Source organism: Pseudorhodoplanes sp. (genome assembly GCF_046289595.1).
GTDB lineage: Bacteria > Pseudomonadota > Alphaproteobacteria > Rhizobiales > Xanthobacteraceae > Pseudorhodoplanes.
The window spans coordinates 34072-49524 of record NZ_JBKBVB010000013.1 but is presented as its reverse complement, the minus strand read 5'-3'; the positions used below and the strand labels follow the sequence as shown (position 1 = coordinate 49524).

12 protein-coding genes and 1 pseudogene are annotated in these 15453 nt (G+C 63.6%); 3 read left to right on the top strand and 10 right to left on the bottom strand.

Going from position 1 to position 15453, the window contains the following annotated elements:
* Together ACK41X_RS05035 and ACK41X_RS05030 are read left to right on the top strand one after the other, a co-directional pair.
* Positions 1 to 830: methyl-accepting chemotaxis protein (locus tag ACK41X_RS05035; RefSeq protein WP_409719904.1), on the top strand; the 830-nt coding region annotated here is incomplete at its 5' end.
* 173 nt (positions 831 to 1003) lie between these two features.
* Positions 1004 to 2626: an ABC-F family ATP-binding cassette domain-containing protein gene (locus ACK41X_RS05030; RefSeq protein WP_409719902.1), complete on the top strand. Its 1623-nt coding sequence runs from the start codon at positions 1004 to 1006 to the stop codon at positions 2624 to 2626.
* A 17-nt stretch (positions 2627 to 2643) separates the two neighbouring features.
* Here the strand turns inward: ACK41X_RS05030 and ACK41X_RS05025 are convergent.
* Positions 2644 to 2961, bottom strand: a pseudogene (locus ACK41X_RS05025) (nucleotidyl transferase AbiEii/AbiGii toxin family protein); the annotation flags it as partial.
* 36 nt (positions 2962 to 2997) lie between these two features.
* Here ACK41X_RS05025 and ACK41X_RS05020 point away from each other — a divergent pair.
* Complete coding sequence (locus ACK41X_RS05020) at positions 2998 to 3168, top strand: hypothetical protein (protein WP_409719900.1); 171 nt, start codon at positions 2998 to 3000, stop codon at positions 3166 to 3168.
* 302 nt (positions 3169 to 3470) lie between these two features.
* On the opposite strand, the gene ACK41X_RS05015 is transcribed toward ACK41X_RS05020, so the two are convergent.
* From ACK41X_RS05015 to ACK41X_RS04975, 9 genes are all read right to left on the bottom strand, one after another.
* Entirely contained in the window at positions 3471 to 3614 is a 144-nt protein-coding gene (locus ACK41X_RS05015) for a hypothetical protein (RefSeq protein ID WP_409719898.1), read from the bottom strand.
* Positions 3615 to 3641: 27 nt separating this feature from the next.
* Positions 3642 to 6071 (bottom strand): DNA topoisomerase (ATP-hydrolyzing) subunit B, encoded by a 2430-nt coding sequence (gyrB, locus tag ACK41X_RS05010; protein WP_409719896.1) that lies wholly within the window; start codon positions 6069 to 6071, stop codon positions 3642 to 3644.
* A gap of 150 nt (positions 6072 to 6221) precedes the next feature.
* Positions 6222 to 6512: a hypothetical protein gene (locus ACK41X_RS05005; RefSeq protein WP_409719894.1), complete on the bottom strand. Its 291-nt coding sequence runs from the start codon at positions 6510 to 6512 to the stop codon at positions 6222 to 6224.
* Between the two features lie 107 nt (positions 6513 to 6619).
* On the bottom strand, positions 6620 to 7762 hold the full coding sequence (recF, locus tag ACK41X_RS05000; RefSeq protein WP_409719892.1) for a DNA replication/repair protein RecF: 1143 nt from the start codon (positions 7760 to 7762) through the stop codon (positions 6620 to 6622).
* A gap of 83 nt (positions 7763 to 7845) precedes the next feature.
* Positions 7846 to 8967: a DNA polymerase III subunit beta gene (gene dnaN, locus ACK41X_RS04995; RefSeq protein ID WP_409719890.1), complete on the bottom strand. Its 1122-nt coding sequence runs from the start codon at positions 8965 to 8967 to the stop codon at positions 7846 to 7848.
* Positions 8968 to 9122: 155 nt separating this feature from the next.
* Positions 9123 to 10565 (bottom strand): chromosomal replication initiator protein DnaA, encoded by a 1443-nt coding sequence (dnaA, locus tag ACK41X_RS04990; RefSeq protein ID WP_409719886.1) that lies wholly within the window; start codon positions 10563 to 10565, stop codon positions 9123 to 9125.
* Positions 10566 to 11698: 1133 nt separating this feature from the next.
* Positions 11699 to 11962 (bottom strand): 30S ribosomal protein S20, encoded by a 264-nt coding sequence (rpsT, locus tag ACK41X_RS04985; protein WP_409719884.1) that lies wholly within the window; start codon positions 11960 to 11962, stop codon positions 11699 to 11701.
* 160 nt (positions 11963 to 12122) lie between these two features.
* On the bottom strand, positions 12123 to 13019 hold the full coding sequence (locus tag ACK41X_RS04980; RefSeq protein WP_409719882.1) for a dihydrodipicolinate synthase family protein: 897 nt from the start codon (positions 13017 to 13019) through the stop codon (positions 12123 to 12125).
* A gap of 5 nt (positions 13020 to 13024) precedes the next feature.
* The gene (locus ACK41X_RS04975; protein ID WP_409719880.1) at positions 13025 to 15307 is read right to left on the bottom strand and encodes an NADP-dependent malic enzyme; all 2283 of its coding nucleotides are present in this window, start codon (positions 15305 to 15307) and stop codon (positions 13025 to 13027) included.
* Between the last annotated feature and the right edge of the window lie 146 nt (positions 15308 to 15453).

Here is a 15453-nt window from a genome sequence, read left to right as displayed (position 1 = left end):
AGACATCCGCCTCGATGGAGGAGATCGCCGCGACGGTGAAGCAGAATGCGAGCAATGCGCAGCAGGCCAATTCGCTGACTCAAGGGACAGCCCAGATCGCCGACCAGGGCGGCCAGGTCGTGGCCGAAGCCGTCTCGGCGATGGCGCGGATCGAGGAATCTTCGCGCAAGATTTCCGACATCATTTCGGTGATCGACGAGATCGCCCGCCAGACCAACCTGCTGGCGCTCAATGCCGCGGTGGAAGCCGCGCGCGCGGGCGAAGCCGGCCGCGGTTTCGCCGTGGTGGCTTCCGAAGTGCGCAGCCTCGCGCAGCGCTCCTCGCAGGCCGCCAAGGACATCAAGGATCTGATCGTCAATTCGTCGGTCCAGGTGCAGGACGGCGTCGACCTGGTCAACCGCGCCGGATCCTCGCTCGGCGAGATCGTGGAATCGATCAAGCAGGTTGCGGGCATCATGTCTGATATCGCCAACGCCAGCGCCGAGCAGGCCAGCGGTCTCGATCAGATCAGCAAGGCGCTGGTGCAGATGGACGAGGTCACCCAGCAGAACTCGGCGCTGGTGGAGCAGAATGCCGCCACCGCCAAGACACTGGAAGACCAGCAAAGCGCGATGCGCGAGCGCATGAGCTTCTTCAATTTCGGTCAGAAAATGGCGCCGCCGAATGTCGTTACCCCGGTCATCAGCCGAAAGGCCGGGCCTGCGGCAACGCCCCGGGCCGGCACGGCGGCGAAGCCCGAGCCGAAGTCTGCGACACGGCGAGTCGCGTCGGCACCGCGGGTCCATGGCGCGAACGCACTGAAGGATGACCAGGGCTGGGACGAGTTCTAATTCCTTTTCAATCTCCACCCGCCCGCGAGAATGGCTGGCGATTTATCCGGATGTTTTGGGATGCGCCGGCCGCCTGGCCGGCGCGCGGCTTTTTTGGGCTGAACGCCTGATCGGCGCTTTCGTCTGCCACGCGCTTGCGCTAAGCGGGCCGCTTCATTTTTCCGGCCTCGCCCATGATCCGCATCGACAATATCTCCAAGCAGAACGGCCATCAGATCCTGTTCATCGAGGCGTCAGCCGCCTTGCACAAGGGCGAGAAGATCGGCCTCGTCGGCCCGAACGGCGCCGGCAAGACCACGCTGTTCCGCATGATTGCGGGAACCGAACAGCCCGACGAGGGCCAGGTCTCGGTCGATCGCGGCCTGACCATCGGCTATTTCAGCCAGGATGTCGGCGAGATGAGCGGCCGCAGCGCCGTCGCCGAGGTCATGGAGGGCGCGGGCCCGGTCAGCGCGGTGGCGGCCGAACTGAAAGAGCTGGAAGCCGCCATGACCGATCCGGACCGCACCGACGAGATGGACGCGATCCTCGAACGCTACGGCGAGGTGCAGGCCCGTTTCGAGGAACTCGACGGCTATGCGCTCGACGCGCGGGCGCGCGAGGTGCTGGCGGGGCTGGGCTTCAGCCAGGAAATGATGGATGGCGATGTCGGCAACCTCTCCGGCGGCTGGAAGATGCGGGTTGCGCTGGCCCGCATCCTCTTGATGCGGCCCGACGCCATGCTGCTCGACGAGCCGTCCAACCATCTCGATCTGGAGAGCTTGATCTGGCTGGAGAATTTTCTGAGAGGGTATGACGGCGCGCTGCTGATGACCTCCCACGATCGAGAGTTCATGAACCGCGTCGTCAACAAGGTGATCGAGATCGATGCCGGTTCGCTCATCAGCTATTCGGGCGATTATGAGTTCTACGCGCAGCAACGCGCGATGAACGAGCAGCAGCAGCAGGCGCAGTTCGAGCGCCAGCAAGCGATGCTGGCGAAGGAGATCAAGTTCATCGAGCGCTTCAAGGCGCGCGCCTCCCATGCCGCTCAGGTGCAGAGCCGCGTGAAGAAGCTGGAAAAGATCGAGCGAGTCGAGCCGCCTCGCCGGCGCCAGTCGATCGCATTCGACTTCATGCCGCCGCCGCGTTCGGGCGACGACGTCGCAAGTCTCAAGAACGTCCACAAGAGGTACGGCAGCAAGCGGATTTACGAGGGGCTGGACTTCCACGTCGTGCGCATGGAGCGCTGGTGCGTGCTCGGGGTCAACGGCGCCGGCAAGTCGACATTATTGAAACTTGTCACCGGCTCGACCGAACCGGACGAAGGCACCGTGACGGTCGGCAGCAGCGTGAAGCTCGGCTATTTCGCGCAGCACGCCATGGATCTGCTTGATGGCGAACGCACGGTATTCGAAGAACTCGACTATACGTTTCCGCAGGCCGGGCAGGGTCAGCTGCGCACGCTTGCGGGCTGCTTCGGCTTTTCCGGCGATGACGTCGAGAAACGCTGCCGCGTCCTCTCCGGCGGCGAGAAGGCGCGCCTGGTGATGGCGAAGATGCTGTTCGATCCGCCGAACTTCCTGGTGCTGGACGAGCCGACCAACCATCTCGACATGGCCACCAAGGAGATGCTGATCGCGGCGCTGTCGCGGTTTGAAGGCACGATGCTGTTCGTGTCCCACGACCGGCATTTCCTGGCAGCGCTCTCCAACCGCGTGCTGGAGCTGACGCCGGACGGCGTCCATACCTATGGCGGCGGCTATACCGAGTATGTCGCCCGCACCGGCCAGGAGGCGCCGGGATTGCGGAGCTGAGACAGCGCCATCAAGGATTACCCGGAGAGCGAACCATATGTGATCGTGACCTTGGGTATCGTCTTTACCCGGTCTCTGCCTGCCCGAAGCACGTCCTGTCGGCTGTTGGGTAGTGACGGTAAATCACCGTCCTTGAAGTATCCCAAGGCTTTCAGCGGAAGCACCGGGTCTCTTCTGTACATTTCTCCGAAAGCGCCCAGGCCGCGTTCCAGAGAGACCCCAGACGACAATATCGCAGCGATGTCGTGATAGACCTTCGCTTCTGCCCGGTCCAGAATCGCTTTCAGCTTGGTGGCCAGCAGATCTTCGAGAGAGGCGACCAACAGGACGCAATCCCGCGTCTCAAGGGGAGCCTTAACGGGCCAATCTTGATGTCGCCAAAAAAAGAAATCTTCACCGGCCCCGCGGGCATCTGGGCGGAGACCACCAACGTGTTTTCGCTTTCCTGGATGGGCTTTGCGTCGCGCATGAACGCGAAAGAACGCTCGACTTTTCTTTTGTCGAGCGGCTCTGACTTGAAAAAGTCGAAGTCAATCGACTGACGATGCCCGAGATGAAGCGCGACGGCAGTGACACCATAGAGAACAAGCCCAAGACGCGTAGCGGGGCCGAGCAGCCGCCAAATCTCCTTCTGCGCTGCCGGGAGAATGTTGAGTCTCGGCTCACATTGCCGTGGCATCGTCGAACGATCTCCGGGGCGCATCCTCAGGTATAGGGCGCCCGGTCGCGAGCATGAGGCGTCCGCGCCAAAACTCCCACGACCGTTCACTCAACCAACCCGGCTCTGCATGGAGCATCAACTCGGCGAGCGCATGGGGGCCGACATCGGTCTCGAGCCGGCAGATCACGTCAAACGGCGCAATATCCATCGCTTGAGCGAGGATGCGCGCGTTCGTGCGAGGTTGTGAACCGACGGGCTCCCACCAAAAAAATCCTTCTCCAGCTCGTTGGCCAGATTTTCCGGCAACGCGATGTCGAACACGGGCAACGTTGAGCTGCCTTTTTGTCCAGCTTATTACGCGTCGACGCTTGCCTGCAGCGCGTTTTCCTGGATGAAGTCGCGGCGCGGTTCGACCAGATCGCCCATCAGACGGCCGAAGATATCGTCTGCTTCGTCGACTTCGCGAACCTTGACCTGCAGCAGCGAGCGCACATCCGAGTTCAGCGTGGTCTCCCAGAGCTGCTCCGGGTTCATCTCGCCGAGCCCCTTGTAGCGCTGCATGGAGATTCCCTTGCGTCCCACGGCGGTGACTGCCTCGAACAATCCGACCGGTCCGTAGATCGGCGTATCCTCGCCCTTGCGGCGCAGCGTGCCGGGCTTCTCGTAGACTTCCTGCAAAAGCGGCGCGTATTCGTCGAGCTTGCGCGCATCGGCGGAACCGAGCAGCGCCTGATCGATCAGTGCGGCATCCTTCACGCCGCGCACCATGCGTTCGAAATGGAAGCCCTCGGAATCGAAACGTCCCTGCCAGCCGCGCTCGGTTTCATCGGACAGCACGTCCAGCCGGCGCGCGATATAGTCCGCCGCGGCTGCGGCCGCCTCGGGATTGCCGGTGACGTTCGGCGTCAGCACGCCGGCAATGGCCGCCTGCTCGATGACCTTGCGGTTATACCGGCTGTGCAGGCCGTGGAGCAGGTTGCGCACCGCGCGTGCGTTCTCGATCAGCTTTTTCAGGTCAGCACCGGCGCGCTCTTCGCCGGAGGCGAGCCGCAGCACCGTATCCTCGAGGCCATGCTCGATCAGATAATCCTCGAGCGCGCGCTCATCTTTCAGATACTGCTCGGACTTGCCGCGCGAGACCTTATAGAGCGGCGGCTGCGCGATATAGAGGTAGCCGCCCTCGATGATCTGCGGCATCTGCCGGAAGAAGAAGGTCAAGAGCAGTGTGCGGATGTGGGAGCCGTCCACGTCCGCGTCGGTCATGATGATTATCTTGTGATAGCGCAGCTTGTTGATGTCGAAATCGTCGCGGATGCCGGCGCCGAGCGCGGTGATCAGCGTGCCGATTTCCGCCGACGACAGCATCTTGTCGAAGCGTGCGCGTTCCACGTTGAGGATCTTGCCGCGGAGCGGCAGCACCGCCTGGAATTCGCGGTTGCGCCCTTGCTTGGCGGAGCCGCCGGCGCTGTCGCCCTCGACGATGAACAATTCGGATTTCGCCGGATCGCGTTCCTGGCAATCGGCGAGCTTGCCGGGCAGCGACGACACGTCCAGCGCGCCCTTGCGGCGGGTGAGTTCGCGCGCCTTACGCGCAGCCTCGCGCGCGGCGGCGGCTTCGACAACCTTGCCGACGATGGTCTTGGCTTCTGCCGGATGGACCTCGAACCAGTCCTGCAGGGCCTCATTGACGACGTTCTCCACAACGGGGCGGACTTCGGACGAGACCAGCTTGTCCTTGGTCTGCGAGGAGAATTTCGGGTCGGGTACCTTCACCGAAAGCACAGCGGTCAAGCCTTCGCGGCAATCGTCGCCGGACAGCGAGACCTTTTCCTTCTTGGATGTGCCGTTCTTCTCGGCATAGCCGGTAATCTGGCGCGTCAGCGCGCCGCGGAAGCCGGCGAGATGGGTGCCGCCGTCGCGCTGCGGAATGTTGTTGGTAAAACAAAGCACGCTTTCGTGGTAGCCGTCGTTCCACCACAGCGCGCATTCGACAGCGATGCCGTCGCGTTCCGCGCGGATCGTGATCGGCTGCTGGATCAGCGGCGTCTTGTTGCGGTCGAGATATTTGACGAAGGCCTCGATGCCGCCGTCATAGCGCATCTCTTCGCGCTTCTCGACGGCATGCCGGGCATCGGTGAGGATGACCGTGACGCCGGAATTCAGGAAGGCGAGTTCGCGCAGCCGGTGTTCGAGCGTATTGAAGTCGAACTCGGTCATGCTGAAGGTTTGCGGCGAGGGCAGGAAGCTCACTTCCGTGCCCTTGCGGCCTTCGGCCTTGCCGGTGACCTTCAGCGGCGCAGTCGCAACGCCGTCGCGGAATTCCATCTGATGCTCGTTGCCGTCGCGCCAGATCGTCAGCTTCAGCCAGGTCGAAAGCGCATTGACAACGGATACGCCGACACCGTGCAGGCCCCCCGACACCTTGTAGGAATTCTGGTCGAACTTTCCGCCGGCATGAAGCTGGGTCATGATCACTTCGGCAGCCGACACGCCTTCGCCCTTGTGGATGTCGACCGGAATGCCGCGGCCATTGTCGCGCACGGTGCAGGAACCGTCGGGATTGAGCGTGACGACGACTTCGGTGGCGTGACCGGCCAGCGCCTCGTCGATCGCGTTGTCCACGACTTCGTAGACCATGTGATGCAGGCCGGACCCATCATCGGTGTCGCCGATATACATGCCTGGGCGCTTGCGCACGGCATCCAGGCCTTTGAGGACCTTGATCGACTCCGCGCCGTATTCCGGAGACGGTTCGGATGGGTTCTGGCGGGCGGGCTCGGCCATCAGGCAGCCTTCGAATCAGTTGCAAAAGACGGTGGCGGAATGTGCCTTGGTGACACGAAAAAACCGGGGCGTACAGCCCTATTTCAGTACACGTAAGTAATTGGAATTGAACGATTTTCAAGGCCCTGAACAGGCCAAATTGAGGCCGCTTCAGAAGTCGTTCCGGAGGCGTTTGCGAGGCGCGGTTCCAGGGTCGCTCTCGCTATTGCTGTCACTAAAATCAGGGGTCTGGACCTGCTGGCCCAGCTCGTATTTCGGGTGCGGCCGGTAATCCGGGATCGGCCGCGAAAAAGCCGATAACGCTGCGGCCCAGACCTCCACCTTGGTGACGCCCTTGCGCAATCCGTCGATCGCTTCCTGCAGTCGCTCGGCCGGATCCTTCGCGACCCCGTCCTTGTCCGGTTCCTTGTTATCCCGGTTCTCGTGGTAGTCCTGGTTCATGACGCGGTCCCGGCCTTTCGGTCCTCCGTGGATGGCTTTTCCTGGCGAGACAAAGCACTGGCCGGGGAATCCGTTCCTCGCGCTCCGGTATTGGGCGAGAAGCGGCGTCAGCTGCGGCTGACTGCCCGGCCCGGCGCGACGTCGACCAGTTGGATAGTGCCGGCAAAATCGGCGAAGGCGGCCGGGTCGGCACCCGTCATCCACACCTGCGCGCCGAGTTCGTCCAGCGCCTCGAACAAAGCGACGCGCCGCGATGGATCGAGATGCGCGACGGCCTCGTCGAGCAGCAGCACCGGCGCATGCCCGGTCATGCCGGCGAGCAGCGCGCCATGGGCGAGAACCAGCCGGATCAGGATCGCCTTTTGCTCGCCGGTCGAGGCATCCGCGGCCGGGATGCCCTTCGGGCCATAGATGACATGCAGATCGGTGAGATGCGGGCCCTCGAGCGTACGCCCTGCCGCGGCGTCGCGCGCCCGACTGTCGCGCAGGAGCTGGCGATAGCGGGCTTCCACCTCCGCCGCGGGCTCCGCCAGGACCGCCTCTTCCATCGATCCGCGCAGCGCGATTTCGGCAAACGGAAATGCGGTGGCGGCGCCCTGGCTCGCGGCCAAAGCCGTCTGCAGACGCCTGACGGTTTCGGCGCGCAAGGCTGCAACCGCGACAGCAAGCTCCGCCGTCTCGTGCTCGACGGCCTCCAGCCAATGCAAATCCGGTCTCGCGTCTTCGAGCAGCCGGTTGCGCGAACGCAGGGAGCGCTCCAGCGCAGACACCCGGGCCGAATGCGATGCGTCGACCGCAAGCACGAGGCGGTCGAGAAAGCGCCGGCGTTCGGAAGCAGGGCCCGCGAACAAGCCGTCCATCGCAGGCGTCAGCCAGACAATCCGCAGATGCTCGGCAAAGTCGGCGGCCGAGCCCGCAGGCTCGCGGTCGATGCGGTAAAGCCGCGTTGCCGGCTGTTCCTCGCCATGCGGCGCCGCAATCCCGGTGCCGAGCGTCGTAAGCCCGAGCGCGCCTTCGATTTCGGCGGAGACCGCCCAGGAGCCGTCGCCCTCGCTGAAGGCGATTTCGTCGAGCGTGGCGCGCCGCAGACCGCGGCCGGGCGCCAGCAAGGAGACGGCCTCCAGGATATTGGTCTTGCCGGCGCCGTTCGGCCCCACCAGCACGATCGGACGCTCGCCTGCGTTCAGGCTCGCCGCCCGATAGGAACGGAAATTCGTCAGATTGAGGCGGAGAATGCGGGCGGGAGTCATGATTTCACGTCATTCCGGGGCGCCTGCCGGGCTCCGAAGGAGCGGTTCGCGTGATTGCACACGCGCCCCGGAATGACAAAGCGCTACACCCGCATCGGCATCAGCACATAGAGCGCCTTGCCGCCGTCCTTGTCCTGGATCAGGGTCGGCGAACCCGGATCGGCGAGTTTCAGGATAGCGGTCTCGCTGTCGATCTGCGCGGCGATGTCGAGCAGATAGCGCGAGTTGAAGCCGATATCGAGCGGATCGGAATCGTACTCGACTTCCAGTTCCTCGGTGGCGCTTCCGGAATCCGGGTTATTGACCGACAGCGTCAGCTTGCCGCCGGCGAGCGAAAGCTTCACCGCGCGGCCGCGCTCGCTCGACACCGTCGAGACGCGGTCAACCGCATGTTCGAACTCACTCTTGTCGACTTGCAGAATCTTCGAATTGCCGAGCGGGATCACCGGGCCGTAATCGGGGAAGGTGCCGTCGATCAGCTTGGAGGTCAGCACCACGTCGCCGATCGAGAAGCGGATTTTCGACGTCGAAAGCTCGATTGCGATTTCGGCCTCGCTGTCTTCGATCAGGCGCTGGACCTCGCCGACGGTCTTGCGCGGCACGATGACGCCCGGCATGCCCTTGGCGCCGGATGGCAGCGGAATTTCGTATTGAGCGAGACGGTGGCCGTCGGTGGCAACCGCGCGCAGCGTCTCGGCCTTGGCGGCGCTGGTCGCCGTATGCAGGAAAATGCCGTTCAGGTAGTAGCGGGTCTCCTCGGTCGAGATCGCAAACTGGGTCTTGTCGATCATCGTTTTCAGGTCAGCCGCCGGCAGCCGGAAGCTGTGGGTCATGTCGCCGGCGTTAAGATCGGGAAAGTCGCTCTCCGGCAGCGTCTGCAGCGTGAAACGCGAGCGGCCGGCGCGGATCGTCAGCACGCCGCGTTCGCCGGAAGCTTCCAGCACGATCTGCGAGCCGTCCGGCAATTTGCGTACGATGTCGTAGAACATATGCGCCGGAACGGTGGTCGCGCCGCTCGGTGATACTTCGGCCGCGACCGACTCGTTGACCTCGAGGTCGAGGTCGGTGGCCTTGAGCGCCAGCTTGCCGCGCTCGCCGCGGATCAGGATATTGGCGAGGATCGGGATGGTGTTGCGGCGCTCGACCACGCGATGCACGTGGCCGAGCGATTTGAGTAGATGCGCACGCTCGACGGTGACTTTCATCTTAGCTGAACCCTGACGCGCCCGGACAGCGCCGCTGTGACGATGACCGGCCGCCGGCGGGCGCCGGACGGCCGGGGGACGCGAAAGTGCCGTGCCAAGCCGCGCTCGGCAAGCCCCTATCGCAGGCCCTGCGGGGCCCTGAAGCCGTGCGCGCGCTATTCGAGCTGAAGCTGCCGCTTCAGCGCCTCGACCTCGTCGGCCAGCGCCGTGTCGCTGCCGAGCAAATGCTCGATTTTGCGGACGGCGTGCAGGACGGTGGTGTGGTCGCGCCCGCCAAACCTGCGGCCGATTTCGGGCAGGGAGCGCAGCGTCAGCGTTTTCGCCAGATACATCGCCACCTGGCGCGGCCGGACCACGTTCGCCGTTCGCCGCGATGACAACAGGTCGGAGCGGCTGACATTGTATTGCCGCGCCACCACGCGCTGGATGTCCTCGATCTTCACCCGCTTGGGCTCCTGCGGACGGATCAGGTCGCGCACTTCCCGTTCGGCAACTTCCATTGTCATTGGCTGGCCGGACAGCTTGCTGAGCGCCAGCAGCCGGTTCAGGGCTCCTTCGAGGTCGCGACCGTTATGGGTGACGGATTTCGCAATGAAGGACGCCACATTGTCCGGCACATCAAACCCCGGATGGTGGGCGCGCGCCGCCATGATCCGGTTCTTGAGAATTTCGAAGCGCAGTTCCTCGCCGAGCGGACCCATTTCGACCACCAGTCCACCCGCGAGCCTCGAACGCACCCGGTCGTCGAGGGTCTCCAGTTCGGACGGCGGCCGGTCCGCGGCGATCACAACCTGCCGCCCGGCATCGATCAGCGCGTTCAAGGTGTGACAGAATTCCGCCTGCATGCTCTTGCCAGTGAGGAATTGCAGGTCGTCGATCACGAGGACGTCGATGCCGCGCAAGGCTTCCTTATAGGCGATCGCGTTCTGGGTCTTCAGCGCCGTGGCAAAACCGTACATGAACCGCTCGGCCGTCAGATACAGCACTTTGCGCTCGCCGCTGGCATTGCCGGCCCAAGTGATCGCCTGCAGCAAATGCGTTTTGCCGAGGCCGACGCCGGCGTGAATGTAGAGCGGGTTGAACATGACGAGGTCGCCGCGCCGCGCCGCCGCGACCTGCTTCGCCGCCGCATGCGTGAGCGTATTGGAACGCCCCACCACAAATGTTTCGAACGTCAGTCGCGGATCGAGCGGCGAGCCTCCCGACGCTTCATGAGCGGCCGATACCGGCATGCTCACGGCCATGTGCGGACGCGGCTCGGTTCCGTTCGCCTTCTCGACCTTCTGCTCATGCACAAGATCGGCGGGCTCGTCCGCACGCGGCTTGGCGAGCGCTGTCTTGATCGCCGCTGTGCGCACGGACAATTCGATCCGCTGGACGCCCCGTTCCTCGGCCTGCCAGCAGCGCAGAACGCGATCGCTGTAATGCGATTGAATCCAGCTCTTCAGAAAGCGTGTCGGGACCGAAAGCTTGGCCGTATCGTTCTCGACCGCTTCGAGATCCATCCGTGCGAACCAGCTCGCAAAAATATCGTCGCCAACTTCTGCCTTGAGCCGTCCCTTAACCCGGGACCAGCGCTCCTGCTCCAGACTCGTCATTTCGGTTGCCTCTTCCCGAATGTCGAAAACCAATGGGTGAAATGCCGGGGCCGTGCCCCTGGCGTCGCTGCTTATGCGGCTGATGACGGCGGAGCGATCAAGCTCCCGGATTCAGATCGATCCGTTGCACGCCGTCGGATGCCGAATGAGCGCGAAGCTATCCATCGGTTGGAGGAGACGCCCCGCCCAGCGAAACGGTTGCGATGGCTTTTGTTTGCGGCAGGCCATGCGCCGCTCCCGGTACGAGCCGGGCGAAGTCCGTTCCGGCAGTGCCGCATCGCCTGGCACGTCGCCCTGCGTCTTGCCGTTTCGCGCTGCGGCGAGGATGAATTGTTTGACCCGTCGTCATGACTCCCCCTGCCATCCGCGCGCCTCCACGCGGTGGTCCGATTCTTGGTCGACGTTAGAGTTTCGGGAGCTTCCCAGCGACGCCGATACAAATACGCAGCGTCGCAACGTTCAGCAGTGAGTTCTTGCCTTCTAGTCCGTGCAGCCTGTTGTTGCCCTTACCAAGATCAAACCGATGAGAAATTTAGACACACTTCACCCGTTCTCATCTTCGTGAGTTTCAAACCAGACCGTTTACAGAAGGTCGCCGCAGCGCCGTGCGGCGGTGATCTGAAAATACACCGACGCTCCCAAACTGCAACGAGTTTGTCGGGCATCCGGCGTCATCGAAATCGCTTCGACCCAGTAAACACGGCGGTTTTCATGCTTTTGTCACCACAACGTCTTGAATCCCCGCGTGCTTTTGTTGGGCCGTGTGATTTTCGAAGCGGTTCGGATCGAAAGCCGTTGGTGGGCCCAAACTGCGGCACGCGCGGCAATTTGAAAGTCCCCGCTACGCTTTGCAGATAACGCTTTATTTTTCCGGGAGTTTTTTTGACCGAATTTTCAAGCAATGCGGCTGCAGGAAGGCGCCGCGTTGGCCTGCCCACATACCAAGAAGATGTTTGCACGGCACAAAGTGTGTCGCTTCTGCGACACTTGGTTCGCAAAATGCAAAGCCGAGACGACAGCCATTACTTCGGAGCGGCGCGGAAAAGCCTTGCAGTCCGGCGGTGCAGCATCGCCAAAAACAAAAAGACCCGGCGGCGCCGGGTCTTTTTGCGTCACGAATATCGATGTGCTGACTAGCCCAGCTTGGCGACCCGCGCGGTCAGACGCGAAACTTTCCGGCTCGCGGTCTTCTTGTGAACGATACCCTTCTGGCTGGCGCGCATGATCTGCGGCTCTGCAGCCTTGAGCGCGGCGAGGGCGGCGTTGCGATCGCCGCCCGTGATCGCCTCTTCGACCTTGCGGATGAAGCCGCGCATCATCGACCGGCGATGCTGGTTGATCTTGGTGCGGCGCGCGATCACGCGCGTTTTCTTCTTGGCCGATTTGGTATTGGCCATGGGGCCCTCTGCAACGAAAGTCCAGCGCCTGCCGTGGCGCCGCCGGACGGATGATTTCGGAAAATGCGAGAGGCGGCGGAACGCCGCCGCCTCGTTTGGAGGGGGTTATAGTCGCGGGACCCCTTCCCGTCAATGAACGAAAACGCCGATTCCGGGCTCTTTAGGCCACCTTTCGGGCCCGTACGGCGTCGTATCCGGCGATAATGGCATTCCGGTCCGCCGCCGAGGGCTCGGCAAGCGGCGGTTTGACCGCGGCCAAAGCCGGGTCGCCGTGGATATGGGCCAGCAGGGACTTGATGCCGGAAACCAGCGGCCGGCCGTTGAACAGGTTGCGGATCGTCACCGCCTGTTCGGAGGCTGCGGTGTCCCCCGACGACCAGGCGAGCTGGCACAGGTCGGCATTGCAATTCGCCGTGGCGGATATGCATCCGGCGAAGCTGCCGGACCGCGCCTCCAGCAACGCCGCTTCGGTCGATGGAAACACATCGAAGCCGTCCGCAATCTGCGCTGCCTCGCGCGCATAGGCCATGTCGCCGGAGGAGTCCTTCAGTCCCACGATACGGGCGGGATGGGCATCGAGCAGGCGGCGGATCAGGCCGACATGCCAGGGCAGGCCGGACTGGGCCGGGAAATGATAGAGATAGAGCGGGATCGGCCGATCGGCGGTCGCCGTCACGATCGCATCGATATAGGCGACGAGGCCATCATCCGGTACGCCCTTGTAATAGAACGGCGGCAACACCAGCGCGCCGGCAAAGCCGAGCTCCGCTGCGTGCCGCGTCAACGCGATGGCGTCGGAGACCGCGGCCGCGCCGGTGCCGACCATCAGGCGTTGCATCGGCAGGCCGTTGTCGCGATAGGCGCTCATCAGGCCCATGCGCTCGTCGCGCGAAAACGAGGTCGCCTCGCCGGTGGTGCCGAGCACGTTCAATCCGTCGCAGCCATTGTCGAGCAGAAAGCGCGCGAGCTTCAGCGAGCGCGCATGATCGATGCCGCCAGTCTTGTCGATGATGGTCGCCACCGCGGCGATGACGCCGCGCAAGGTTCGATTGGTCATGATGTTCATCCGCTTACGTTATACGCCGCCAGCGCCGCCATATTGACGAGGTTGGTGTCCTTGGCGCCGAGTTGCACGATCTGCACCGGCCGGTCGAGACCGACCAGGATCGGCCCGATCACGGTCGCACCGCCGAGCTCCTGCAAAAGCTTGGTCGAGATCGAGGCCGAGTGAAAGGCCGGCATCACCAGCACATTGGCAGGGCCGGTGAGGCGGCAGAACGGATAGGCGGTCTGCAGCTCCGGATTGATCGCGACATCCGCAGCCATTTCGCCGTCATATTCGAAATCGACGCGGCGCTGGTCGAGGATGCGCACCGCCTCCTGAACATGGGCTGCGCGCTCGCCGGGCGGATGGCCGAAGGTGGAAAAAGCCAGCATGGCCACGCGCGGCTCGTAGCCGAGGCGGCGCGCCACGCCCGCGACCTCAATCGCGATCTCGGCCAGATCCCCGGCATTCGGCATTTCCGTCACTGCGGTGTCGGCGACGATCACGGTGCGGCCGCGCGGCGCCAGCACCAGCGAGACGCCGATCACGCGGTGGCCGGGCTTGGGATCGATGCAGCGGCGCACGTCCTCCAGCGCGACAGAGAAATTGCGGGTCACGCCGGTGACCATCGCATCGGCGTCGCCAAGCGCCACCATGCAGGCGGCAAAGTGATTGCGGTCGGTATTGACCAGCCGCTGACAGTCGCGCAGCAGATAACCTTTTCGCTGCAGCCGCTCGTAAATATAGCTCGCATAATCGGCGTTGCGCCGCGACACCGCGGCATTGACGATCTGGATATTGCCGCCGAGATCGACGCCCAGCTCGCCGGCGGCCTCGCGGATGCGCTCCTCGCGGCCGACCAAGAGGGCGGTGCCGAGGCCCTGATGCACGAAGCTCGCGGCGCCGCGGATCACCTGCTCTTCTTCGCCTTCCGCAAAGACCACGCGCTTCGGGGAGCGGCGCAGCCGTTGGTAAACCCGTTGCAAGACGCCTGCGACCGGATCGCGCCGGGTGCGCAATTGCTGACGGTAGCCGTCCATATCGACAATGGGCTTGCGCGCGACACCGGTCTCCATCGCCGCCTTCGCCACTGCCGGCGGCACGAACGAGATCAGCCGCGGATCGAACGGCACCGGAATGATGTAATCCGGCCCAAATTTCGGCCGCGCGCCATAGGCCGCCGCGACATCGTCCGGCACGTCCTCGCGCGCCAGTTCGGCGAGCGCGTAGGCGGCCGCGATTTTCATCTCCATGTTGATGGTGGTGGCGCGCGCATCGAGCGCGCCGCGGAAGATGTAGGGAAAGCCGAGAACGTTGTTGATCTGGTTCGGATAGTCCGAACGGCCGGTCGCCATGATGGCGTCGTCGCGCACTTCGGCGACCTCCTCGGCGGTGATTTCCGGGTCCGGATTGGCCATGGCGAAGATGATCGGCTTGTCGGCCATCGACTTGACCATGTCCTTGGTCACCGCGCCCTTGGCCGACAGACCGAAAAACACGTCGGCTCCGACCAGCGCCTCGGCGAGCGTGCGTGCCTTGGTCTTGACCGCATGCGCCGACTTCCACTGGTTCATGCCTTCGGTGCGGCCCTGATAGATCACGCCCTTGGTGTCGCAGAGGATGAGATTGTCGTGGGGAAACCCGATCGCTTCCAGAAGCTCAAGGCACGCAATGCCCGCGGCGCCGGCGCCATTGCAGACGAGCTTCGTCGTCTTCACGTCGCGCCCGGTGAGGTGCAGCGCGTTGATCAGGCCGGCGGCTGCGATGATCGCGGTGCCGTGCTGGTCGTCGTGGAACACCGGGATGTCCAGCAATTCGCGCAGCTTCTGCTCGATGATGAAGCATTCCGGCGCCTTGATGTCTTCCAGATTGATGCCGCCCCAGCCCTTGCCGAGCAGCTTCACGCAATTGATGAACGCATCCGGATCCTCGGTCGACACCTCGAGGTCGATCGAATCGACATCGGCAAAGCGCTTGAACAGCACCGCCTTGCCTTCCATGACCGGCTTGGCTGCCAGCGCGCCGCGATTGCCAAGGCCCAGAATGGCGGTGCCGTTAGTGATGACCGCGACAAAATTGCCTTTGGTGGTGTAGTCGTAGGCGCGACTTTCGTCTTCGGCGATGGCCAGCACCGGAATCGCCACGCCGGGCGAATAGGCCAGCGACAGATCGCGCTGGGTCGCCATCGGCTTGGTGGCGATCACCTCGAGCTTGCCGGGACGGCCTTCGGAGTGGAAAAGAAGCGCTTCCTGATCGGTAAAGTGCGGCCGCTTGTTACGGCGCGGAGGCGTGGCGGGCATTGTCTCTCCCTGGGGACGCAGAAGATGTGTTGGGCGGGAACCCGCCGCGGCTGACCCTAGCGGAAGGCGGCCATGATCCTCAAGGATGAACCGGACGTCCGGTTGCCGCGACCATTCCGGTTGAACAAGGCGGTGCGGGGCGCTAT